Genomic DNA, 22,864 nt, shown 5'->3' with positions numbered 1-22,864 from the left:
ACCCTCGGTTGGCGTCTTGAAGACCTTGCGGGCTGATGCGACGAACCCGGTCCGGGGAGCGTGATGGCTGGACACAAAAAATACCCTAAGGAGTATAAAATCGCTCTCAGTGCCGATGACCTGTCATTCAATCACGGGTTGCCGGAATTGGCCAACAAAGGAGACCATTCATGACCGTCGTTCGAGACCCCGAGCGCAAGCGCGCCTTGGTGCTGCGTCTCAAGCGTGCCGAGGGGCAGGTTCGTGGCATTCAGAAACTCATCGAGACCGAAGCCGACTGCGAAAAAGTGGCCCAACAATTGGCAGCGGTTCGCAAGGCGCTTGACAAATCCTTCTTTGCGCTGGTGGGCTGCGTGATCGCTGAGGGGAGCGTGCCGGCCGACGACGTTGCCGACATGCTGTCGAAATATTCCTGATCTGCGAAAGACCCGCCATGAAGCCGATTCAGCTCTTCGATACCGCCTCCAGCACCTGGACCTATGTGCTGTTTGACCAGAGTTCCCGTGACGCCGTGATCATCGATCCGGTGGACGAGCAGCTTGAGCGCGATCTGGCCACCCTTCGAGAGTACGGACTCAGACTGGTATGGGCGGTGGAAACCCATGCCCATGCCGACCACATCACCAGCGCGGGAAAGCTGGCCGAGCTGGCGGGCGCTCGCACCGCCGCACCGCACGGTTGCGGTATCGGTACCGCCGGGGTTCAGCTCCAGCATGGAGACTGCCTTCCCTTTGGAGGGGAGTCGCTCAAGGCCTTGCACACGCCAGGGCACACGGCGGGCAGCATGAGTTTTGTCTGGCGGGAGCATGTGTTCACTGGGGACACGCTGCTGATCAACGGATGCGGACGGACGGACTTCCAGTCAGGCAGCGCAAGTGATCTCTATCGCAGCATCACAGAGGTGTTGTTTGCTCTGCCCGACGAGACCACGGTCTGGCCAGGCCATGACTACCAGGGGCGCACCCATTCCACCATCGGGCAGGAAAAAGCCGTCAATCCGCGCATAGCCGGCAAGAGCGAAGCCGAGTTCGTGGCGATCATGGCTGCGCTGGACCTGCCAAAGCCACGCCGGATCGATGAAGCGGTGCCAGCCAACCTCATGTCAGGCATGCGTCACGATCTGGACGGCGCATTGCTTTGGCAGCCCCGCCCGGTGCTGGCCGGATACGCCGGCGATGTGTCACCTCAACTGGCCTGGCGGTGGGTACAGGACGGGGAGGCTGTGCTGGTGGATGTCCGCACGGACGCGGAGCGAGAGTGGGTCGGCTTCGTGCCGGGCGCGGTGGCGGTGGCGTGGAAGCAGTGGCCCGGCATGACCATGAATCCGGTGTTTGACGATGGTGTCCGGCAAGCGGGTGCCAGCGGGAAGAAGCTGGTGATGTTGTGCCGCAGCGGTGTTCGATCCATCGCCGCTGCCAAACGGGCCACCGAGCTGGGGTTGGAGGCTTACAACATTCTTGAAGGCTTTGAGGGTGATCCCGACTCCCAGGCGCAGCGTGGTCGACGAGGCGGCTGGAAGCTGAGCGGCTTGCCCTGGCGGCAGAACTGACGGCTGCCGGGCTGTTGGTGACCACTTCGGGTGGCTCATATCGGCGGCTATATCCAAAACTTGAGTAGAAAGCGTAACAACCCCTGTCATCTTTGACAGGGGTCACGGTCATATTGCCCGATTTCTTCTTTCAATGGGGTTTTCCGTCCTTTTAGGAGAACAACATGGAAGCGTTGGGGCAAGTCGAACTCACAAAATTTCGTGAACCCGGCCTTTCGGCCACCCTGCAAGCCAGGATCGATCGGGAGTTCCTGCCGCGATGGAATGGCGTGTGGGGCGGCAAGTTTGTGCTGCACGGGCGGGTACCCGGACCGAATGCCGTGCGACTGGACGGCAACGACTACCTGGGAGTGACCGGCCACCCGGACATCGTCAAAGCCCAGGTCGATGCCATCACCAAAAGCAGCGAATTCGTCGTTCAATCGGGCGTTTTTCTGCTGCATCAGCATCCATCGCGTGTTTTTGAGCAAACCTTGGCCGACTGGGTGGGCAAAGAGGACGCATTTCTGTGTCAGTCGGGCTATTCGGCCAATGTGGGTTTGCTGCAATCGATCGCAGATCCCCAAACCCCGGTCTACATAGACACCATGGCCCACACCTCGCTGTGGGAAGGCGCCCATGCCGCCCGGGCGCCAGCGCATGCGTTCCGCCACAACGACCCCGATCACCTCGACCGCATGATGAGCAAGAAAGGGCCAGGCGTGGTGGTGGTGGATTCGGTCTACAGCACCACCGGCGCCGTGTGCCCGTTGAAGGCCATGGTGGAGGTGGTCGAAAAGCACGGCAGCATGATTCTGGTCGATGAGTCACACTCGCTGGGCACCCACGGTCCTGCCGGAGCAGGTCTGTGTGCCGAACTGGGGCTGACCGATCGCGTGCATTTCATTTCTGCAAGCCTGGCCAAGTCGGTCGCGGGACGCGCGGGGTTCTTCACGGCACCCGCGAGCATGCGCTATTACATCCTGAGCTCAAGCTATCCGAACATTTTCAGTTCGTGTCTGTTGCCGTCGGAAATTGCCGGCCTCAAGTCCACTGTGGGGGTATTGAAGGCAGCGGATGCGGCCCGCGAGCGCCTCAAGGACATGACGCGCCGGGTGCGGCAGTCGCTGTCCGACATGGGCTATCCGATCCACCAGGGCACCGAGCAGATCATTGCGCTGGAGGCCGGCACCGAGCCCGAAACCATGGCGCTGCGCGATGCTCTGGAAGAGCGCGGCGTGTTCGGCGCCATCTTCTGTGCGCCGGCCACCAGTCGCAACCGCGCCCTGGTACGCCTGACGCTCAACGCGGCACTCACTGAGGCCGAGCTGGAACATCTGGAGGCGGTGGCGAGAGAAATCGCCCCCATCGTCAAGCCATGGGACTGGATCATTGCGCGCCGGGCGAGGATGAGCGCGCAGAGCGCGACCCACGAAGAGTGAAATAGCGCCGTGCAGGGGCACCGCCGGGCTGGTTTTGCCAGTCGGCCAGTGCCGCCCCCCTTGAGGGCTGACGCCGAAGGCGGCGCGGGGGCAGCAGTCACTCCCTCCGGAGCGCGTGCCCCATCCAGGGCACCCGTGGAACCGGCTTCGCCGGACCACAGGGTGCGCCCCCCTACCAAGGGGGTGACGCCGAAGGCGGCGCGGGGGGTGTCTCAATCATCGCAGATGGAGCGTGAGTCCGTGCCACCCAGCACGTGCTGGTAGCCATAGATGGGCTGCGGCAGTTCATGGGCTTCCAGGGGAAAGCTCGCTGCCAGCAGCATGCCGTCGTTACCCATGGGAATGGCCTGCGCCGTGCGCACCGGCCCGCGCAGGCCCAGTTGCTGGTGGAGTTCGACGGCGGCCAGCAGGCGTCCGGCCTGCACGGAACGTACCACGTCGAACGCCAGCCCTGCCGTGGCCACGAGCTCGGCCAGGTCGCCGAGGCTGGAGGCAACTTCGAGTTGCAACCAATGGCAACGCCCTGTGGCGTCCAGGCCAAGCAGACCAAAGGGCTGGCCCAGTACGGCATACTCAACCCAATGTTGTTCGACATAGGCCTGCAGTGCCTGGGACACCGACGGTATCTGCAGAATGGACTGCTGGACCGGCTGAAGCGCGCCTCGCCAGAGTGCATTGACCCGGGCATGGGGCGCAATGGACAGTCTGCGCAAGACGCCCATGAGCAGTCGGGTGATGTCGGGCGCCTGTTTGGGCACGAACTGATCGATCAGCCCGTTGTTGAATGCCTGCACGGCGATCTGCTCGTCTGCCTGGCCGGTCAGCAGCACGCGGGAGCCGGGCCAGTCCAGCAAGGTGTCCAACACCTGCAGACCGTTGGTGCCGGGCATGGCGAAATCGATCACACACGTCTTGGCCAGGTTGTAGCGGGAGGGGTTGTTTCCCCAATAGCGCAGCACCTGGGGAATCAGTGGCTGGCCGTGGCGCCAGCGGTCGATCATCTGCAGCTGCAGATTGGCGTCGGCCTCCCATCGGGCAGGTTCCTGGCGCATGCGCTCGCTGAAACCCGAGGGGCGCGAAAAAAGCTCGATCTGCCAGTTGGCGGGCACCACCATGCCGAGCATGTCGAGGTAGTCGGGGTCGTCGTCGAGGAACAGAATGCTTCCTGGGCGGTGAAAGAGTGAAAACGTCAGTGCCATCGCATCGTCATTCCGGTGTGTCGGTGAGTGGGAGCGGGCCTTGCATGAGCGGCAGATCGATCATGAAGACCGCCCCGCGTGAGTATTCCGAGTGGACGCTGAGCGTGCCGCGCGCAGACTCCACCACGTTTTTGCAGAACGTGAGCCCGAGCCCGCTGCCGGCCCCGGACTGGGTCGAATAGAACGGCTCGAAGATCCGCTGCTGCAGATCGTGCGCGATACCGACACCTTCATCAGACACCGCGATGCGTCCTTTGCCGTGGTGGATGCCCACATCAACCCGGAGGTCGCCAGGGCTGGGCGCGCTGCTGGCAGACGCCAGTGAGTGCAATCCGTTCTTGATCAGGTTGGACAACACCTGGCCAAACAACGGGCGCGAGCCCTGGAAGCAGAAGTCCTGCTGAATATGCACACGCACACAATCGCGCTCACGCGTGGAGCGATAGGGAAACTGTTGCACTGTCTCGTGCACCATCTCGGCAGCCCTGATCAGGGTCTGGTTGCGCGGCAGCCTGAACAATTGGGCGTTGGAGATCTGGGTGTCGATCTGCTGGTTCATGCTGCGCACCAGGCTTTGCAGACGACCCGACAGCTCTTCAATTCGCTTGCGCTTGCTCTCTGGAACATCGTGCTGCACCAGATTGCGCATCACATCACCCAGCAGGTTGACGGTGGCCAGCGGCGTTCGCAACTCGTGCGCCATGACGCCCATGGTGCTCAGGGTATTGAGCAAGCGGGTTCGGCGCAGGTTGGCACTTGAGAAGCCCAGCATCAAACCCATGATCCAGGCAAATCCGATCACGACCACGGCCACGCCGGGATTGTCGAATACGGGCGTCTGCCCTTGCAAAGCGTGGGCGACCAGATAGCCAGCGGGCAGGCCTGTGACCAGGCCCAGCGTGGCCAGTCGCCAGTCGGTGGCGTGGTAGTAGATCAGGATCATCGCCGTCATGCTGGCCAGCCAGGCGGCATTGCCCGCGTTCATGCAGTACATCCAGCTGAAAAACCAGGGTAGCTGAATCCAGGTTGCGAACCCGAAATAGCGCCCGCTGCTGTGCGACATCGGATCGCGCAGCATCTCGGGCATCACGTACACGATGGACAGCATGGCCATGGCCACGCGCATGGCGTAGTTTTCATAGGGCTGGGGAATCACCTGGCCCCAGACAATCGCAATGCTGATGTGCCCGAAAAAGGTAAAAAAACCGATCCAGATCAGACGGTAGCGCGATGGATGCAAAATAGCTTCCAGCGGGGCATGGACGATCTCGTCCTGCATCCCTCGCCAAAGGCGAGCTTTTGCACTGTGGAACCACAATCGGTCCAGACGCACTATGTATTCCTTCCGACGGGGAGTCTTGACCGCAAGATGCGAGAGAAACGTATTGTCACAGTTGAAGGCTTTTCCTGATCATGACCACAACCTTACCTGTCAACTTTGACAGTGTCGGCCTGGACGCCGTCCTCGCCGACTGGGTCTGTGCGCTGCACGACCAGGGGGTCGAGGCGGTGCTGGTTCTGGGCCCGAACCCCACGGGCGGCCGCGATGACCGGCAGGTGCTGGCCATTCATCCCCCTCGGTTGCTGGGCGCCGCACAGGCCCTGGCGGAGAGTCGCGATTTTGGTGCAAGCTGGCGCGACAGTGACGCGCCTCTGGTCGCCTGGCAGGACATTTCCAAGTCGTCCATGGACAGCGGCAGCCGATGGCGCCGGTTGTGGCTGGCGCATGGGTACCAGACCCTGGTTCGCGTGGCCTTCTGTCTGCCGGCAGGGCGGGCCTTCGAATGTTTCATGTTCAGCCCCAAGTCGTTTGCGGATCGATCAGAAGCGGCGGTACTGGCCTGGTCGGCCTTCAATATCTGGCCCATGCTCAAGCGCTCGATTGCCGAGCAGCGGGTCACGTTGAGCCCTCGCGAACAGGAAAGCCTGTACCTGGCTTTTGAAGGCTTGACCGCTCGCGAAACCGCTCTTCGCATGGACTGTTCCGAACGTACGGTGAATTACCACCTCTCGAACGCCATGGCCAAACTGCAGACCGACAACAAGCTCGCGGCGGTGCAGCGCGCCTGCTGGATCGGGGTTTTCTGACGCGCCGCAGAAGATCCATCCTACCGCTGTTGCGCTGCGACATTGCGCATCCCGCCTCATCGTCATAATGCGGCCATGACTTTTCTGGCCCTGGACGTTGGGAACACTCGCCTGAAATGGGCGCTCTACGATGCGCCGCGTGTGGGCGCCCGTTTGCTGGCGCATGGAGCACAGTTCCTCGAGCATATTGAAAAACTGTCGGAAGGTGACTGGGCCGACCTGCCGACGCCAAGTTGGGTGATGGGCTGTGTGGTGGCCGGTGACGCCGTCAAGCGCCGGGTGGAAGAGCAACTGGAACTGTGGGACGTGGTGCCGCGGTGGGTGGTCTCCAGCAGCGAAGAAGCGGGCGTCGTCAATGGGTACGACCACCCAGCCCGCCTGGGCACCGATCGCTGGGTTGCCATGATCGGTGCGCGCCAGCGGCTTTTGTCCCAGGGCCCGCCCAAGCCTTGCGTGGTGGTGATGGTGGGCACGGCGGTCACTGTCGAGGCGATCGACGTCGAAGGGCGCTTCCTCGGCGGCATCATCCTGCCCGGTCACGGGATCATGTTGCGAGCGCTGGAGTCAGGTACAGCGGGGCTGCATGTGCCCACGGGTGAAGTGCGCGATTTCCCGACCAACACCAGCGATGCCCTCACCAGCGGCGGCACGTTTGCAATCGCCGGGGCGGTCCAGCGCATGGTGGAGAACCTGCAGAAGCACTGCGGTGATGCGCCGGTGTGTTACATGACCGGCGGCGCGGGCTGGAAGATGGCGCCCAGCATGTCGACGCCAGTCGAGCTGGTGGAAAGCCTGATTTTTGACGGCCTGCTGGAAATCGCCGATAAACGTTTGGGCTGACCCCCCGCGCCGCCTGCGGCGCGGGGGGGTCAGTCCCCACCCCACGGCAGCATCAGGGTCAGGGTCATCAGGCGGCGGAACTCGGGTTCGAACTCGTCGATGATTTTTTGCGGATCCGGACACAGTGTGGTGTCCGCGATCACGCCGAACTGCACCCCACCGCCGTAGCTGAGGATCGACACCCCGAGCCCCACGGTGCCACTTTGCGGGACCCAGAACATCGTCTGCTCCAGCGTGGAGCCACACACCTTGAGCTTCACGGTGGGCCCTGGTACGTTGGTCATCACGGCGGTGGTCTTGCGCCCGAACAGGCTGAGCAAGGCATCTTGCGCCGGTTTGATCAGCAGCCCTGCCACGGACAGCAAGCCGTAGGTCAGCAGCGGCTGCAGGCTGCCCTTGAGGCTGGTCATTCGTGCACGCACCGCCAGCGCGCGCTCGATGGGGTTGTCCACGCCGATCGGGAGCACCAGAGGCACCAGGCCAAACCGGTTGCCCAACTTCCAGGCATCTGACATGGGTCGCAGGTTGATCGGCACCATGGCGCGGATCTCTTTGCCGCGCGGGTCGTCGCCCTGGCGTCGCAGGTAGCCGCCGATGGCCCCGGCCACGCAACTCAACAGCACGTCGTTGATCGAGCATTTCATGGCCTTGCTGATGGCCTTCACTTCGTCGAGTGGCAGGGGTTCGCACCAGGCGACCCGTTTGTGTTGGCCGGGTTGGCCTTTGAGCCGTGTGGGGGAGTCGTCGGGCATCAGGGCCAGCGCGGCCAGGTCGCTGGCGAGCTGGCCGCCGACGCGTGCCATGTCCATGGCCTGTTCGAAGGTGTCGCTCAGCCCTTGTTGTGGCGAGGACAGCAGCGACAGCGACCGGGCAGCGCCGCCGCCGGCCACCTCCAGTGCGCGCGCGGTCAGCTCGCCCAGCGGACGGATCAGCGAATCGGCCACCCAGTCCTCGGCGGCCGCCATGGCTGCGCGGCCGGTTTTGCGCGGTCTGTGCAGCGGCGGCGGTTTGCCGCCGTCGACCAGGCTCATCATCACGCTGATGAGTGCGATTCCGTCGGCGATGCAGTGGTGGATGCGTGCGACCAGCGCGGAGCCACCCTGATAGTGCTCGATCAACTCGAACTGCCACAGCGGGTGGTCGTGGTCGAGAGGTTGCATGGTCAGGTGTGCCACGCGCGCCTGCAGTGCCGCCTGCTCGGTCTGTCCCTTCTGGCGTTCGAGTGGACGCGCAAACACGTGCCTGTCCAGCTGAAAGTCCGCATCAATTGCCCAGTGGGCGCCAGCAGCATCCTGTCGGGCGACCTGCACGAACCGGGGGTACGGCAGCATGCGCTCGCGCACGCGTTCGCTCAGGGCGGCCACCGTGATGCCCGGTCGCAGCACCCAGACGCCCACGATCATCATGAGGTTGGATGCCGAGTCCATGCGCAACCAGGCCGTGTCGACCTTGCTCATGCGTTCCCCTTCCAGCCCCAGACTGGTGGCCAGGGAAGTCTTGGCCGGCGCTCGTGGTCTGCCGGCCGGAACAGCGGTTGGTGTGCCTGAGCCCCTGCTGCGACGGACCCGGGGTGCGGCCGCGACTGGCGTGACGGTGTGAGCAGCCTTGCGGCGAACGCGCTGGACCATGGTGTCTCCTGCTGCCCTGCATCCGCTGAATCTAAGTGATCGCTTGCGGCCGGACGGGTTGTTGTTGTCTGAATACTGACCCTATTCTGCCGTGAGGTCAGCACGTAAGATACCGGGCGAGCCCTGATGCCGGCATTGTCCCGGGCCCATCCTTGTCCTCTCACCCCCTCGGCCGCCTTGCAGGCCGCACCCGGGCGCCTTCACCGGCGCTGATTCATTCCAACAGGAGACCTTCATGTCCGATCTCAAGACCCGCTTTGAAGCCGCCGTTGCCAACTCCAAGAACCTCAACGAGCGGCCCGACAACGCCACACTGCTGAAAATCTACGCGCTCTACAAGCAGGCCACCACGGGCGACAATGCCGACAAGAAGCCTGGTTTCGGTGACATGGTGGGACGCGCCAAGTGGGATGCCTGGAACGGGTGCAAGGGCACTTCCAGCGACGACGCCATGCAGCAGTACGTGGACCTGATCGAAAGCCTCAGCTGATCTGCACTACCTCGTGGTGCATGGACTGCCCACTGGCCACTGAGGCGATCTCAGGTGGCCTTTTTCCTGGCAGCGGTTTTTTTCGCTGAGGGTGTCTTCGCCGCCAGCAGGACGTCCAGGTTCTTCACGATTTCGCCCTCGATCCGGTCCTTGAAGGCGCCGAGCAGGAAACCCAGTTGCGCGTCCAGTTCGAAGTGATCTTTTGTCACCTTGAGGGTGCCGCTGACGCCTGAGCGGGTGAACTGCACTTCATCGCAGGTGTCGCTTTCTGCATAGGTGCAGCTCATGTCGAATTTTTCTTCAGCCTGCTCGGCCCATTGCCAGGCGACCTTTCGGGCGGCGCGGAGTCCGAGGTGGTGATCGCGCCGGATGTGAATGTCTGCCATGGTGTGATTCCTGTTTAGCTCGCTTGGCGGTGTGAGTCTGGCCGAATGACTGCGGTATTTTCATCGCTTGTGGCCATGCGGCGAAGCTGTTCGTGGCGTTCTGCCCTGGGTCGTTTGCTCAGCGCACGCACCGCATCGTAAAACCGCCCGAAATCGCCACCATTGCTTTCGAACAAGGCTTCAAATCCCGGCACCAGTTCGTCGTAGGCCGCCTGGGTCGCGAAGGTCGCATTGTTCGCGCGTGCCACCCAGGCGTCGTAGCCCGCAAACCCTCCCCAGCGCTGCTTGGTGTCTTCGTAATCCTGACGGAAGCGTGCCATCACTTCTGCCTTCTGCTGAAGTTGGGCTGCTTCGTCCAGCGACGGGTCCGCGTAGAGGGCCTGCAGGCGCGCGCGAACTGCGAGGGTCAAGGCGCGAAACTCCCGGCGACGGGCATCAAACGCGGCGTACTCGGCCTTGGCCTTCCGGTCGGCCTGTTGCGTCAGCCAGCGTGCGCCACCCAACCGTTCCACGGCGGTGGCGAACGACTCGTTGAACATGGTGTCGTTCTTCACGTACACCACCTGATGGGCCAGTTCATGAAAAATGATGCGTGCCAGTTCGCCTTCCGGGTAGCCGATGAACGTGTTGAGCAGGGGGTCGCCACCGGCCCAGTTCATCCAGCCGAGCGTGGAGTACGCAGGAACGGGGTAGACGGCCACATCCAGTTCGCGGGGCAGGCTGTCGGCAAAGGCCTGGGCATTGGATTCGCTGTAGTAGCCCCGGTAGCCCACACAGCCCACCACCGGAAAGCACCAGGTGTTCAGTGTGAGCTCCAGGGCGGGCGCTGCGACCACGTTGTACACGGCGGCCCTGCGCTGCAGGTCGGCGTAGCGGCGGTAGCTGGCGTTGTCGGGCAGGGCCAGTTCTTCGGCCGCAAAAGTGCGGATGCGCTGAGCAGTGGCCAGCTGCTCCTTGAGGGCCGCCGGGGTTTTTTCGTCTTCGATCCAGGCCTCGACCGGGCGAGCGCTCCGCATCAGTTGCAGGTGGCCGGTGACCGATTGCCAGTAGTAGCCCACCCCGGTGGTGGGACTGGCGCAGCCCGTCAGGCTGGCGGTGAAAAGCAGGGCGATCACCCCCCGGAGCAGCCGCATCAGACTGTCTCCGCCAGCGGTTGAACCTCCACCGCGCAGTCGTAGAACACCGGGCCGCGGCCGAGGTCGGTGAGGCGCTGGCTGGTGACCTCGTTCACGTTGGTACCGAACGCACCCAGCTTGCGCCACCAGACGCCCAGGCCATTGACCACGCCTGGCCGGGCACGTCGAGACACTTCGGCCTTGCACCGGTACTCACCCCGGTCGTTGAAGATGCGCACCATCTGGCCCGATTCGATGCCACGGGCTTGTGCGTCGTCAGCGTGCATTTCAAGCACGGGTTCGCCTTCGATGTCGCGCAGGCTCTGTACGTTCACGAAGCTGGAGTTCAGAAAATTGCGCGCTGGCGGCGAGATCATGGCCAGCGGGTACCGATCCCCGGCGGTCGGCGTTTCGTAGTTGGGCAGATGATCAGGCAGGCCATCAAGGCCCTGTGACGCCAGGCGTTCGCTGAAAAACTCGCAGCGACCTGTCGCGGTGGGAAAGCCGCCATGGGCGAAAGGTGCATCGGGCACGGGCAGGCTGGCGAAGCCGGTTTCAAGCAACTGGTCAAAATCGACAGCGCCGCCGAACGCTGTGCGGCAAAGCGTGAGGTCGTCCTCCGAAAAGCAGGGGTCGTCAAAGCCCATGAGACGGGCCAGGGCGCGGAAGATGTCGGTGTTGGTGCGGGCTTCACCCAGGGGAGCGATGGCCGGGCGGTTGAGCAGCACATCGGTGTGGCCATAGCTGGCGTGGATGTCCCAGTGCTCAAGCTGGGTGGTGGCGGGCAGGATGTAGTCGGCGTGGTCGGCGGTGTCGGTCTGGAAGTGTTCGAGCACCACCGTGAACATATCTTCGCGGACAAAGCCCTCCACCACTCTGGGCGATTCGGGCGCCACCGCCACCGGGTTGCTGTTGTAGACGATCAGGGCTTCGATCTTCGGGCCGAATACCGGCGAGGCTTCGCGCAACAGGTCGTCGCCGATGGTGCTCATGTTGATGGTGCGCGGCGTGCGACCGGCCAGCAGATCGGGGCGCTGCAGCGCTGTGCGCTGGATAGGAAAAAAGCCAGACGAAGACAGCAGCAGGCCACCCGCACGGTGACGCCAGGCGCCCACCAGGGCTGGCAGGCAGGCCACGGCGCGCACCGCATTGCCGCCGCCACGCACGCGCTGCATGCCGTAGTTCAGGCGAATGGCGGCTGGGCGGGTGGTGCCATAGGCCTGTGCAAGATCCTGGATCTGTTGCACGGGGACACCGCACACGTCGGCCGCACGTTGCGGTGACCATTGCAAAGCACGCTCGCGCAGACGCTCCCAGCCCAGGGTATGGGCAGCAATGTAGTCGTGGTCCAGCCAGTCGTGGGTGATGAGCTCGTGCATCACGGCCAGCGCCAGGGCAGCGTCGGTACCAGGGCGCAGGGCGATGTGATCGTGGCATTTTTCGGCGGTTTCGCTTCGGCGGGGGTCGATGCAGATCAGGCGTGCGCCATTGCGCTTGGCCTGTTGCGCCTGGCGCCAGAAATGAAGGTTGCTGGCGATTGAATTGCTGCCCCAGATCAGGATCAACCCGGCCTCGGCAAAATGCTCCACCTTCATGCCGACCTTGCCACCCAGCGTGTGCATCAGGCCTTCGGCGCCGGCGTTGGCGCAGATGGTGCGGTCCAGCAACGATGCGCCCAGGCGATGAAAGAAACGGGCTGCCATGCCCTCACCCTGCACCAGCCCCATGGTGCCCGCATAGCTGTAAGGCTGGATGGCTTCGGGGTTGCGTGCCGCAATCACCTCGAGTCTGGATGCGATGTCCTCCAGCGCGGTGTCCCAGTCCACGCGCTCAAATTGACCGCTCCCCTTGGGTCCGGTTCGCCGCAGCGGGTGCAACAGCCGATGCGGGTGGTAGGTGCGTTCGGTGTAACGCGAGACCTTGGTGCACAGGACGCCATCGGTGTGGGGATGGTCGGGATTGCCTTGAACGCGGACGGCCACGCCGTTGTCGACGGTGGTGATCAGGGCGCAGGTGTCGGGGCAGTCGTGGGGGCAGGCGCCACGGACGGCGATGGTGTTCATGGTGGACGTCGGATCGTTGTCGCCGGGGGTCGGAAAGGTGGGTCTGCGAGCGGTTCTTATGTTATATGCTGCTCCCGAAACGCCCTTGCGGCGCCCACGATGTCAAAGCTGGAAGTCAGCATATCAGGAGATTGCCATGCACCGTCGCCAAGCGCTTTCCGCGGTCTGTAAGCTGGTTGGGTCGTCGGCCCTGGGTACCTGGGCGGGAACGGCGGGGGCCCAGAGTGCCGGCGTGACCGACACGCGAATCCTGCTTGGACAATCAGCGCCGTTTTCAGGCGCCGCCGAGCAACTGGGGTTGCAGTTCTACCTGGGGGCGCAGCTGTATTTCGAGGCCCTGAACGCCAGGGGAGGCGTCAATGGCCGCACCGTCGAGATCAAGCGGCTGGACGACGGGTACGAGCCCGAGCGCTGTGCCGCCAACACGCGCCAGCTGATCGACGAAGGGGTGTTCGCACTGTTCGGCTACATCGGCACCCCCACCGGGGTGGTGGCGTTGCCGCTGGCCACCGAGGCCAAGGTGCCGTTCTTTGCGCCCTTCACCGGGGCCGAGGTGCTGCGCACACCCTTCAACCGCTATGCGATCCATGTGCGGGCTTCGTATTTTGACGAAACCGCCGCCATCGTCCGGCAGAACCTCTCCACCGGCATCAAGAAGATCGCGGTGTTCTACCAGAACGATGCCTACGGCAAGGCAGGCCTCGAGGGCGTCAGCAGGGCACTGAAGGAGTCGAATCTCGAGCCTGTTTCCATCGGGACGGTGGAGCGAAACACCGTCGATGTCGACAAAGCCGTGAGCGACATCATGGCGCTGCGGCCAGAGGCCATCGTCCAGATCAGCGCCTACAAATCGTGTGCGAGTTTCATCCGGGCTGCGCGCAAACAAGGTTTCGCGGGCAACTTCTTCAATGTGTCCTTCGTGGGCACGCAGGCGCTGCTGGACGAGCTTGGCAAGGACGCCCGGGGTGTGGTGGTGAGCCAGGTCATGCCCTTTCCGTACACGCCGCTTTCGCCGGTGGCTGGCGAATACCTGACCGCCGTGAAAGCCAAAACGGGTCAGTCACCGAATTACTCCAGCATGGAAGGGTTCGTCGCCGCCAAGGTGTTCACCGAAGCGGTGCGCCGCGCAGGGCGCGGCCTGACCCGGGAGGGTTTCATCAATGCGGTCCAAAGCATCCGCAACCTGGACCTGGGAGGATTTCCGGTGGACTTTGGCCCTGCCAAGCACACGGGCTCCAAGTTCGTCGAGTTGACGCTGCTGACGGCCGATGGCCGAATTCGTCGCTGAACACACTCGATCACTGCTGGGGGTTGTTGACAGCTGCTGATGGCTGCTTGCCGGCCCCGACCTGCGCAGGGTTGTCGCCCCTGGCACGGCAACCGGTCGAAGCAGTTGGGTACCATGGGTGACTGTTCATAACGACTGGCGCCTGAGCGCCGGGAGACTCCCATGCAACTCATCGATTCAATCCTGACCCAGGCCGCTTCCATTGCGGTCGTCCGACGAGACATTCACGCCCATCCGGAACTCTGCTTTCAGGAGGTTCGAACGGCTGAGGTGGTCGCAGCCAAACTGACCGAATGGGGCATTGAGGTGCATCGGGGCCTGGGTACCACCGGCCTGGTGGGGGTGGTGCACGGCCGCGATGGCGGCGCCTGCGGGCGTGCCATCGGCCTGCGCGCCGACATGGACGCACTGCCCATGCAGGAACACAACACCTTCGCCCATGCCAGCCAGCACGCCGGCAAGATGCACGCCTGTGGGCACGACGGGCACACCGCCATGTTGTTGGCCGCTGCACAGCATTTCGCCAAACACCGCAATTTCGACGGGACCGTCTATCTGATTTTCCAGCCAGCCGAAGAGGGCGGTGGCGGTGCCCGCGAAATGATCAAGGATGGGCTGTTTGACAAATTCCCTGTGGAGGCCGTGTTCGGCATGCACAACTGGCCCGGGTTGCCGGTTGGCACCTTCGCCGCCAGCACGGGTCCGGTCATGGCGTCGAGCAACGAGTTCCACATCGTCATCCGTGGCAAAGGCGCGCACGCCGCGTTGCCGCACAACGGTATCGATCCGATACCGGTCGCGTGCCAGATGGTGCAGGCCTTCCAGACCATCATCACGCGCAACAAGAAGCCGGTGGATGCCGGCGTGATCTCGGTCACCATGATCCACACCGGCGAGGCCACCAACGTGGTGCCCGACAGCTGCGAGATCCAGGGCACGGTGCGCACCTTCACCTACGAGGTGCTGGACCTGATCGAGAAACGCATGCAGGAAATCGCCGAACACACCTGTGCCGCGTTCGGCGCCACGGTGGAGTTCAAGTTCAAGCGCAACTATCCACCCACCATCAACCACCCGGCCGAGACCGCGTTTGCGCGCGAAGTGATGGCCGAAATCGTGGGTGCCGACAAGGTGGTCGACCAGGAGCCCACCATGGGTGCCGAAGACTTTGCCTACATGCTGCAGGCGCGTCCCGGCTGCTATGCCTTCATTGCCAACGGCGATGGCGCTCACCGAGAGATGGGTCACGGTGGGGGCCCCTGCATGCTGCACAACCCGAGCTACGACTTCAACGACGACCTGATTCCCCTCGGCGCCACTTTCTGGGTGCGCCTGAGTGAAAAGTGGCTGGGCCAGCCGCGCGCCGGAGCCGCTGCGTGATCGGTGTGCAGGCTGCGTTTGCCGCTTCGTATGCACGCGCCCGCGTGCAGTTTCTGGAAGGTGCCGCCATCGCCGGCATGGCCATCTCCAGCCACAACCACCCTTTGACCGGTCGTGACGGCGAGGTGCTGGCCATGGATGTGGCGCTGGACGGTTCGCCAGATGCCGAGCGGTTGCTGGTGATCAGCAGCGCATGCCACGGCGCGGAAGGTTATTGCGGCTCCGGCGTGCAGGTGTTTGCAACACACGATGCCGAGTGGCGTGCCAAGGCCCGCCAAGCCGGCGTGGCGGTGCTCTATATCCATGCGCTCAATCCGCATGGTTTTTCGTGGGTGCGGCGCGTGACCCACGAGAACGTGGACCTGAACCGCAACTTCCAGGACTTTGCGCATCCCCTGCCTGTGAACGCGGCCTATGCCGAACTGCACGCCCTGCTGCTGCCAGAGACCTGGCCCCCCAGCCCGGACAACGAGGCGGCCATTGCCCGCTTCATCGCCGAGCGTGGCATCGACCAGTACCAGGCTGCCGTTTCTCAGGGCCAGTACGCATATGCCGATGGCCTGTTCTATGGCGGCACGGAACCCACCTGGAGCAACCAGACGTTGCGCCAGGTACTGCGCACCCATGGTGCCCGTGCCCGCCACATCGCCTGGATCGACCTGCACACCGGGCTGGGCCAGAGCGGTCTGGGCGAGCGCATTTTTGCCGGCGATGACAACGCCGAAGCGGTGGCACGCGCCCGGCGCTGGTGGGGCGGTGGCGGCCAGACCCCGGTCACCTCCATCTACGATGGTTCCTCCACCTCCGCCAGGCTGACCGGCCTGATGTGGAGCGCCATGCCGCAAGAATGCCCGCAGGCCACCTACACAGGCATTGCCCTGGAGTACGGCACGGTGCCCATCACCGACGTGGTCAACGCCCTGCGCGCCGACCACTGGCTGCACCTGCACCGCGAAACCCCCGAGGCTTTGACGCTGGCGATCAAGCAACAGATGCTGGCCACGTTCTATGTGGATACCGACGAATGGCGTGCACAGGTCGTCACCCAGGCCCGGCAGGCCCTGTTCCAGGCGGTGGAAGGATTGGCGAGCAGCTGACGCAAGTCCCAAACTTCAGAAGCCCCGGAATGAGAGGGCAACGAATTTCTCCCCGGGGTAAATGCCCCTTCCAGAGATGCCTTGCAGCCGGCTTAGGGCCTGTCAACACTGTTTTCCATCTTGAAAAAATAGTGTTGACAGGCCCTAGCCGCGCCACTGGCAACGCCCCCCTTCCAGGGGGTGACGTCGAAAGCGGCGTTGGGGTTACTGCGCTCGCGCAGCCGCCAGATAAATCTGTTCCATCGCATCCATTGGTTCAATGGCGGCTGCCCGGGCTTGCAGCTCTGCCGCGGTGCCGAGCTGACGCCTGCCCTGAAGCATGAGCAAACCCCTGGCGTGTTCGGTCAACGTGACGATGGAGTCCGGGTTGAGGCTATGTGCCCTGCGGTACAGCGCCAGCCCGGCTTCTGCGGTCGCGCCGTAGGTCATGCGTCCGATCAGGTGGCCGACTTTGTCGATCACTTCGGCGTGAAAGGTTGCGAGCGCGAGGTGGGCGTCTGCATGGTGGGGTGCGCGCTCAATGGCCTTTTCCAGCGCACCCTTGATGCGCGCCCCGAGCCCGTTGGCCAGTGCCTTGGCCACGCTGATGCCCTGGCTGTAGCGCCCCAGCGCATAGGCCTGCCAGTACCAGGCGCCCGGGTTGTCCGGCTGGCGTGACTGCAGCGCTTCTGCACGCACTGCTGCTTCCAGCAGCAGTGCCTCCCTGCGCTGCTCGCTGGGTTCAAGGTAGTTGGCGTAGATGCAGGTGGCCTTGTTGGCCAGGTTCGTGCCAGCGTCACCCAGGAGCAGGGCTGCGTGGGTGGCGCGTTGGAACTCGCCATTGTGGAAAAGCGCCCATGCTTGCAGCAGATCCGGCTGGGTCGGTAGCGGCTCGGCATCGCCTCTGTGCAGGCGCGCCCAATGGGCGCTCAACCCTTCGACGTCGAAGATGATCGGCGAAGGGTGTGGGCAATCGATCCAGGCGCTCATGGTAGGCAGGCCCTAGTCGGAGGTCTGGTAGGCGCCAGTGAGCTGCAGCAGGTGCTGGCGCTGGCTGCTTTCCAGATAGGGCGCCAGCAGATTCAGCACATGCTGCGCGCCGCGCAGGAGCGCCTGCTGGGCGTTCTCGGGCTCCAGGGCGTTGCGCGGGTCGCGCACGTATTCGAAGCTCAGCCAGTAGGTCAGCACCACGACCATGCAGTTGGCCGTGGGTTCGACTTCCCGCGTGTCGATGTCCACTGCACCACCACGGCTCATGCCCGAGAGCATCAGGCGAATCGCGCGGGTCTTGTTTTTCAGCACCGTCTGGAAGTGCGTTTCCAGCATGCGGTTCTTGGACAGCAGATCGTTCAGGTCGCGGTAAAGGAAGCGGTAGTTCCAGATGATTTCGAACAGCGAGTGCAGGAAGAACCAGGCGTCTTCGACGTTGCGCACGTTGTCGCTGGCATTGAGCAACTCGCCCAGGGACCGTTCGTACCGTTCGAACAGGGTGTTGATGAGCTCGTCTTTGGCCGGGTAGTGGTAGTAGAGGTTGCCAGGGCTGATCCCGAGTTCAGCCGAAATCAGCGTGGTGGAGACATTGGGCTCGCCGAACCGGTTGAACAGTTCCAGCGTGACTTCCAGAATGCGTTCCGCGGTGCGCCTGGGGGCTTTTTTGGCCATGTCAGGTCTTCTCTGTGCTGAGGGGAAAGCGCGAAGCAGGCAACGCTTCCAGGGCGACGTGCCTTTCAATCAGCGACACCCAGGATCCGGCTTTGCCGACCCGAAGTTGTGCCCCCTTGAGGGGGTGGCGCGAAGCGACGCGGGGGTGTTTCATCTAGGGCCTGTCAACACTATTTTTCCAAGTGCGAATGGGTTGAAAACAGCGCCAATCCAGGCGCACGACGACGGCCAGACTGGGTGTCTGGCCTAGGAGTGCAACAACGAGTGGCGCTGTTTTCAACCCATTCCCTTCGGGTTGCGGCCAAAAAGGCCATGCGCGGCGTTGCGAAGCCTTGCCGGGGGGCGACCCCGGCTGCGTTTCGCGCCTTGCGCAGGGCCTTTTTGATCCGCAACGCATCTTGGAAAAATAGTGTTGACAGGCCCTAGGTCAAGTGGTGCTGCAGGTCGTCCAGCGTGGCGTGCAGCCGCTCCATGGCGTGCACCGACGATTCGCTGGGCGTGCGCTTGTTCGGCGGCAGGAGATGCATGCCTTTGGCCAGGGTCGCTTCGGCATCAAGGCTCACGCCGTGTCGCTTCAGGGCGGGCGTGAGTGCGTGCCTGCGGGCGTACAGGGTGCGTCGCGTCTGCTGGTAGGCGTGTTCGGCCAGTTCGCGTCGCTGGCGGTAGCTGAAGGTGTTGGCGAAGAACAGCTCCGCGTCGCGCTGGTCGGGCTCGATCAGCACGATGTCGGTGTCCGGGTAGGCACGCTCGTAGTGCTTGAAGCCAAGTTCCAGACGCGAATGAATCATCGACCGGAAGGTCTGGCTCATCACGGTGGGCAGGCCGCCATCGACCAGCGAAGGGATGCGGTGGCGCTGGCGGGCTTGCGGATCGGCGTGGAACGGCACCAGCGGGTTCAGGCACAGCAGCAGGTCCATGCCTTCGTCGAGCGCCACCGTGGCGTGAACGGTCTTCTTGAGCGCGCCGTCGACATAGTGCTTGCCGTCGATCTGCACCGGCGGAAACAAACCAGGCAGGGCGGCGCTGGCTTGCACGGCGCGCGAGATGGGCACATGGTCCCAGCCTGGACGGCCGAAGGGTGCGGCATCGCCGGTGTCGAGTTCGGTTGCCACCAGTGTGAGCCGCGCCCGGAGTTGCCGAAAATCGTTGGTGCGCCCCTCGCGGGCAAACAGTTGCTCGATCTTGCGGTGGATGGCCTCGTTGTCCAGCACACCGGTGGGCAGGGCGGCGCCCATTCGTTCGAAGGCATTCGCCAGCGGCTTGCGTTGCACACCCCAGGCCCAGAGCGCGCTTCCCAGCAGGCCGGGCAGTCGCTGCACCCGGCCGCCAATTTCCTGCCATGCAGGCTTCATCAGCCAGGAGGGATCGAAGTTCTCCTCGGTAGGCAAGTCTTCAATGAACACTTCACAGAGCTGCCTGGGTGTCAGTCCATTGGCCAGGCCGGCAGCGATGAAGCCCCCGGCGGACACCCCCACGTAGTGGTCGAGATCGTTGAAATCCAGCCCATGGAGGCATTCGCTGAGTGCGCAAAGGGCACCGATTTCATAGATGGCGCCCAGTGGCCCACCACCCGCCAGCGCCAGCGCTATGCGGGGCCGGCGGATCGACCCGGCTCTGCGCTGGGTATGGCGGCCGGCGTGGCTGCGCGGTGTGGAACTCGGTGATTTCATGCGTTCGAGTGTAGACCGCAGTCCCAAAGAAAACTGCTGCATTGCAGCATCGTCGGCAGGCGCAAAAAAGGGGCGTCAGCGCCCCTTGATGAATGGCCGTCAGGCAACGCGCCATGCAGATGCTCAGGCTGCCTTGGTGCGGCTGGTTTTGCGCGCAGCCGGCTTGGCCGCAGCCTTCGCGGGTGCCTTGGTGGCGGCTTTGGCTGCGGTCTTGGCTGGAGCTTTGCGGGGCGCTGCCTTGGCCGAAGGCCTGGTGGCCGCCACCGGCTTGCCGCCGAGGCGTTGCACGTGCTGGGTCAGGTCGTCAATGCGGGCGATCAGGGCGTCCACGTCACGTGCGGAGGGCACGCCCAGCTTGTTCAGGGCCTTGGCCACGCGCTCTTCAAACAGGTTTTCCAGCTTGTCCCACTGGCCGGTGGCCTTGGAAGAGATTTCCGTGGCCATGCTGCTCATGCGGTTGGAGGCTTCGGAGATGCGCTCTTCGGCCACCGACTGCGTCTTGCGCTGGATCGACAGGCCTTCCTTGACCAGCGTTTCGAAAGCCTTGCCGCCTTCTTCCTGCGCCTTCGAAAAAGCACCCAGGCCGGCCAGCCAGATCTGCTGTGCCGAGTCCTTGATGGCACCAGACAGCGGCGACGCGGACGCCGAAGCTTTGGAGGATGCGCTGGATTTCTGGACTTTCTTGACCATGGGATTCCTTGTAGAGAGAGATGGGTTGCAGGAGGCTGGCATTGCGCGAGAGGCGACCGCCAGCAATTTCATGGAGCCAATGTACGGGGTGTGACGGGGGCTGTGTAGGGGCTGGCAACTAATGACGGCACACACGCGGGTTTGTGCGGAATGGAGCGCGAGCACGGCTGGTGAAGAATGCGGGATTGCTTTCACCCGCCTTTCAACAGGAGATATCCATGCATTACTTCGTCACCGGTGCAACCGGTTTCATCGGCAAGCGGCTTGTCAAGAAACTGCTGGAGCGCAAAGGGGCGGTGGTGCACTTCCTGATCCGCCAGGAAAGCGAAGGCAAGGTGGCAGACCTGCGCAGCTACTGGGGCGTGAGTGCCGCACGCGCGGTCCCCGTGTTTGGCGATCTCACCAGCAAAAAGCTGGGCGTGAGCGCCGAAGCGAGCAAGACCCTGAAGGGCCAGATCGATCACTTCTACCACCTGGCCGCCGTGTACGACCTGGAGGCCGATGCCGAAAGCCAGATCGCGGTGAACGTGGACGGTACGCGAAACACCGTGGAGTTTGCCAAGGCGGTTGGCGCCGGACATTTTCACCACGTGTCGTCGATCGCGGCCGCGGGGCTGTACGAAGGCGTATTTCGCGAAGACATGTTCGACGAAGCAGAAGGCCTGGATCACCCCTATTTCATGACCAAGCACGAGAGCGAAAAAATCGTGCGCCAGGAGTGCAAGGTTCCGTGGAGCGTGTACCGCCCGGCCGCCGTGGTGGGTGACAGCACCACCGGCGAGATGGACAAGATCGACGGCCCCTACTACTTCTTCAAGCTGATCCAGCGCCTGCGCCAGATCCTGCCGCCGTGGATGCCCAGCGTGGGCCTGGAGGGTGGTCGTATCAACATCGTGCCGGTGGACTTCGTGGTCGATGCGCTCGATCACATCAGCCACCTCAAACGCAGCAGCGGTGCCTGCTTCCATCTGGTGGACCCGATGGGCTACCGCGTGGGCGACGTGCTCGACATCCTGAGCAAGGCGGCGCACGCGCCGAAGATGAACCTGTTCATCAACGCCGCGCTCATGGGCTTCATCCCCAAGAGCGTGAAGAAGGGCCTGATGGCGCTGGCGCCGGTGCGCCGTGTCTACAAGGCCATCATGCAGGACCTCGGCTTGCCCGAGGAGATGATGACCTTCGTCAACTACCCCACGCGCTTCGACTGCCGCGACACGCTCGCTGCACTCAAGGGCAGCGGGATTGCCTGCCCCAATTTCAAGGACTACGCCTGGCGCCTGTGGGATTACTGGGAGCGCCACCTCGACCCTGACCTGCACATCGACCGCAGCCTCAAGGGAACCGTGGCCGGTAAGGTGGTGCTGGTCACCGGGGGCAGTTCCGGCATTGGCCTGGCGGCGGCCCACAAGTTCGCCGAGGCCGGCGCGACCACCATCATCTGCGGGCGAGACCAGGACAAGCTCGATGAGGCTTGCGCAGAAGCCAGGGCCAAGGGCTACGAGTTCATCGCCTACCCGGCCGACATCGCCGACATGAACGATGCCGACCGTTTTGTGAAGCTGCTGACCGACAATCACGGCAGCGTGGATTTCCTGATCAACAACGCCGGCAGATCCATTCGCCGTGCGATCGAAGGCAGCTACGACCGCTTCCACGACTTCGAACGCACCATGCAGCTCAACTACTTCGGCTGTCTGCGGGTGACCATGGGGTTGCTGCCCGGCATGGTGGCCAAGCGCAAGGGCCATGTGGTCAACATCAGCTCCATCGGCGTGCTGACCAACGCCCCGCGTTTCAGTGCCTACGTGGCGAGCAAGGCGGCACTGGATGCGTGGACGCGCTGTGCCAGCAGCGAGTTCGCCGACCAGGGCATTTCGTTCACCACCATCAACATGCCGCTGGTGCGCACGCCCATGATCGCGCCCACCCAGATCTACAAGAACGTGCCCACGCTCGCCCCGGAAGAAGCCGCAGACATGATTGCGCAGGCCTGCATCTTCAAGCCGGTGCGCATCGCCACCCGCCTGGGTGTGACCGGCCAGGTGCTGCACGCGTTTGTGCCGCGTGTGGCGCAGATCGTGATGAACACGAGCTTCCGCATGTTTCCGGATTCATCGGCAGCCAAAGGCGAAAAAGCCGCCAAGTCACAGCTTTCGGCCGAGGCAGTGGCCATGCAGCAGATGATGCGTGGCATTCACTTCTGATTGCGAACTTACAGGCGCAGCCACAGATGGTGGTCGCACTGGATGGTGGATTTCGTGCGGGATTCCCGCCTGCCGGTTGTGTCGCCTGGCTACCACGTGTCGGGTGCGGACGTGG

The 22,864-nt window shown here is 63.5% G+C and carries 20 protein-coding genes and 1 pseudogene; 11 read left to right on the top strand and 10 right to left on the bottom strand.

What is annotated here, in order from left to right; genetic code table 11:
• The first annotated feature begins 170 nt into the window (after positions 1 to 170).
• The 4 genes and pseudogenes from Q7V46_RS13390 to cqsA all read left to right on the top strand — a co-directional run bounded on the left by Q7V46_RS13390 (position 171) and on the right by cqsA (position 2,970).
• Entirely contained in the window at positions 171 to 416 is a 246-nt protein-coding gene (locus Q7V46_RS13390) for a metal-sensitive transcriptional regulator (protein WP_304914054.1), read from the top strand.
• Between the two features lie 17 nt (positions 417 to 433).
• Positions 434 to 934, top strand: a pseudogene (locus tag Q7V46_RS13385) (MBL fold metallo-hydrolase); the annotation flags it as partial.
• Between the two features lie 174 nt (positions 935 to 1,108).
• Positions 1,109 to 1,549 carry a rhodanese-like domain-containing protein gene (locus Q7V46_RS13380; RefSeq protein WP_304914073.1) on the top strand — a complete coding sequence of 147 codons (441 nt, stop codon included), beginning with the start codon at positions 1,109 to 1,111 and terminating at the stop codon, positions 1,547 to 1,549.
• A 164-nt stretch (positions 1,550 to 1,713) separates the two neighbouring features.
• On the top strand, positions 1,714 to 2,970 hold the full coding sequence (gene cqsA / locus Q7V46_RS13375; protein ID WP_304914053.1) for an alpha-hydroxyketone-type quorum-sensing autoinducer synthase: 1,257 nt from the start codon (positions 1,714 to 1,716) through the stop codon (positions 2,968 to 2,970).
• Positions 2,971 to 3,182: 212 nt separating this feature from the next.
• On the opposite strand, the gene Q7V46_RS13370 is transcribed toward cqsA, so the two are convergent.
• Complete coding sequence (locus tag Q7V46_RS13370) at positions 3,183 to 4,169, bottom strand: response regulator (protein WP_304914052.1); 987 nt, start codon at positions 4,167 to 4,169, stop codon at positions 3,183 to 3,185.
• 7 nt (positions 4,170 to 4,176) lie between these two features.
• On the bottom strand, positions 4,177 to 5,409 hold the full coding sequence (locus tag Q7V46_RS13365; RefSeq protein ID WP_304914051.1) for a sensor histidine kinase KdpD: 1,233 nt from the start codon (positions 5,407 to 5,409) through the stop codon (positions 4,177 to 4,179).
• 173 nt (positions 5,410 to 5,582) lie between these two features.
• Between Q7V46_RS13365 and Q7V46_RS13360 the strand changes: the two genes are divergently transcribed.
• Positions 5,583 to 6,257, top strand: coding sequence for a helix-turn-helix transcriptional regulator (locus tag Q7V46_RS13360; RefSeq protein ID WP_304914050.1), 675 nt, complete (start codon positions 5,583 to 5,585; stop codon positions 6,255 to 6,257).
• Positions 6,258 to 6,332: 75 nt separating this feature from the next.
• Complete coding sequence (locus Q7V46_RS13355; RefSeq protein WP_304914049.1) at positions 6,333 to 7,097, top strand: type III pantothenate kinase; 765 nt, start codon at positions 6,333 to 6,335, stop codon at positions 7,095 to 7,097.
• A 29-nt stretch (positions 7,098 to 7,126) separates the two neighbouring features.
• On the opposite strand, the gene Q7V46_RS13350 is transcribed toward Q7V46_RS13355, so the two are convergent.
• Complete coding sequence (locus Q7V46_RS13350) at positions 7,127 to 8,725, bottom strand: wax ester/triacylglycerol synthase family O-acyltransferase (protein ID WP_304914048.1); 1,599 nt, start codon at positions 8,723 to 8,725, stop codon at positions 7,127 to 7,129.
• A gap of 235 nt (positions 8,726 to 8,960) precedes the next feature.
• On the opposite strand from Q7V46_RS13350, the gene Q7V46_RS13345 reads away from it, so the two are divergent.
• Positions 8,961 to 9,215, top strand: coding sequence for an acyl-CoA-binding protein (locus tag Q7V46_RS13345; protein ID WP_304914047.1), 255 nt, complete (start codon positions 8,961 to 8,963; stop codon positions 9,213 to 9,215).
• A gap of 50 nt (positions 9,216 to 9,265) precedes the next feature.
• Here Q7V46_RS13345 and Q7V46_RS13340 read toward each other — a convergent pair whose 3' ends face one another.
• Genes Q7V46_RS13340 through Q7V46_RS13330 form a run of 3 tightly spaced genes read right to left on the bottom strand, consistent with a single transcriptional unit; the run spans position 9,266 to position 12,779 of the window.
• Entirely contained in the window at positions 9,266 to 9,601 is a 336-nt protein-coding gene (locus Q7V46_RS13340) for a polyhydroxyalkanoic acid system family protein (protein ID WP_304914046.1), read from the bottom strand.
• A 14-nt stretch (positions 9,602 to 9,615) separates the two neighbouring features.
• Positions 9,616 to 10,734: an aminopeptidase gene (locus Q7V46_RS13335; protein ID WP_304914045.1), complete on the bottom strand. Its 1,119-nt coding sequence runs from the start codon at positions 10,732 to 10,734 to the stop codon at positions 9,616 to 9,618.
• Entirely contained in the window at positions 10,734 to 12,779 is a 2,046-nt protein-coding gene (locus Q7V46_RS13330; protein ID WP_304914044.1) for a molybdopterin-dependent oxidoreductase, read from the bottom strand. Before Q7V46_RS13330 ends, Q7V46_RS13335 begins: the two co-directional genes overlap by 1 nt.
• A gap of 136 nt (positions 12,780 to 12,915) precedes the next feature.
• Here Q7V46_RS13330 and Q7V46_RS13325 point away from each other — a divergent pair, with 136 nt between their 5' ends.
• From Q7V46_RS13325 to Q7V46_RS13315, 3 genes are all read left to right on the top strand, one after another.
• On the top strand, positions 12,916 to 14,067 hold the full coding sequence (locus Q7V46_RS13325; RefSeq protein WP_304914043.1) for an ABC transporter substrate-binding protein: 1,152 nt from the start codon (positions 12,916 to 12,918) through the stop codon (positions 14,065 to 14,067).
• Between the two features lie 162 nt (positions 14,068 to 14,229).
• Complete coding sequence (locus Q7V46_RS13320; protein ID WP_304914042.1) at positions 14,230 to 15,447, top strand: M20 aminoacylase family protein; 1,218 nt, start codon at positions 14,230 to 14,232, stop codon at positions 15,445 to 15,447.
• Positions 15,444 to 16,544: a M14 family metallopeptidase gene (locus Q7V46_RS13315; protein ID WP_304914041.1), complete on the top strand. Its 1,101-nt coding sequence runs from the start codon at positions 15,444 to 15,446 to the stop codon at positions 16,542 to 16,544. The genes Q7V46_RS13320 and Q7V46_RS13315 overlap by 4 nt, the downstream gene beginning before the upstream one ends.
• A 204-nt stretch (positions 16,545 to 16,748) precedes the next feature.
• Here the strand turns inward: Q7V46_RS13315 and Q7V46_RS13310 are convergent, their stop codons facing one another.
• The 4 genes from Q7V46_RS13310 to Q7V46_RS13295 all read right to left on the bottom strand — a co-directional run bounded on the left by Q7V46_RS13310 (position 16,749) and on the right by Q7V46_RS13295 (position 20,545).
• Positions 16,749 to 17,513 carry a hypothetical protein gene (locus Q7V46_RS13310; protein ID WP_304914040.1) on the bottom strand — a complete coding sequence of 255 codons (765 nt, stop codon included), beginning with the start codon at positions 17,511 to 17,513 and terminating at the stop codon, positions 16,749 to 16,751.
• Positions 17,514 to 17,525: 12 nt separating this feature from the next.
• Positions 17,526 to 18,185, bottom strand: coding sequence for a TetR/AcrR family transcriptional regulator (locus tag Q7V46_RS13305; RefSeq protein WP_304914039.1), 660 nt, complete (start codon positions 18,183 to 18,185; stop codon positions 17,526 to 17,528).
• A gap of 422 nt (positions 18,186 to 18,607) precedes the next feature.
• Positions 18,608 to 19,855, bottom strand: coding sequence for a patatin-like phospholipase family protein (locus tag Q7V46_RS13300; protein ID WP_304914038.1), 1,248 nt, complete (start codon positions 19,853 to 19,855; stop codon positions 18,608 to 18,610).
• 123 nt (positions 19,856 to 19,978) lie between these two features.
• A complete protein-coding gene (locus Q7V46_RS13295) occupies positions 19,979 to 20,545 on the bottom strand; it encodes a phasin family protein (RefSeq protein WP_304914037.1) in 567 nt (188 codons plus the stop codon).
• A 218-nt stretch (positions 20,546 to 20,763) separates the two neighbouring features.
• On the opposite strand from Q7V46_RS13295, the gene Q7V46_RS13290 reads away from it, so the two are divergent.
• On the top strand, positions 20,764 to 22,749 hold the full coding sequence (locus Q7V46_RS13290; RefSeq protein WP_304914036.1) for an SDR family oxidoreductase: 1,986 nt from the start codon (positions 20,764 to 20,766) through the stop codon (positions 22,747 to 22,749).
• Positions 22,750 to 22,864: the final 115 nt, after the last annotated feature.

Source organism: Hydrogenophaga sp. (genome assembly GCF_030651625.1).
GTDB lineage: Bacteria > Pseudomonadota > Gammaproteobacteria > Burkholderiales > Burkholderiaceae_C > Hydrogenophaga.
This window is presented reverse-complemented; position numbering and strand designations above follow the sequence as displayed.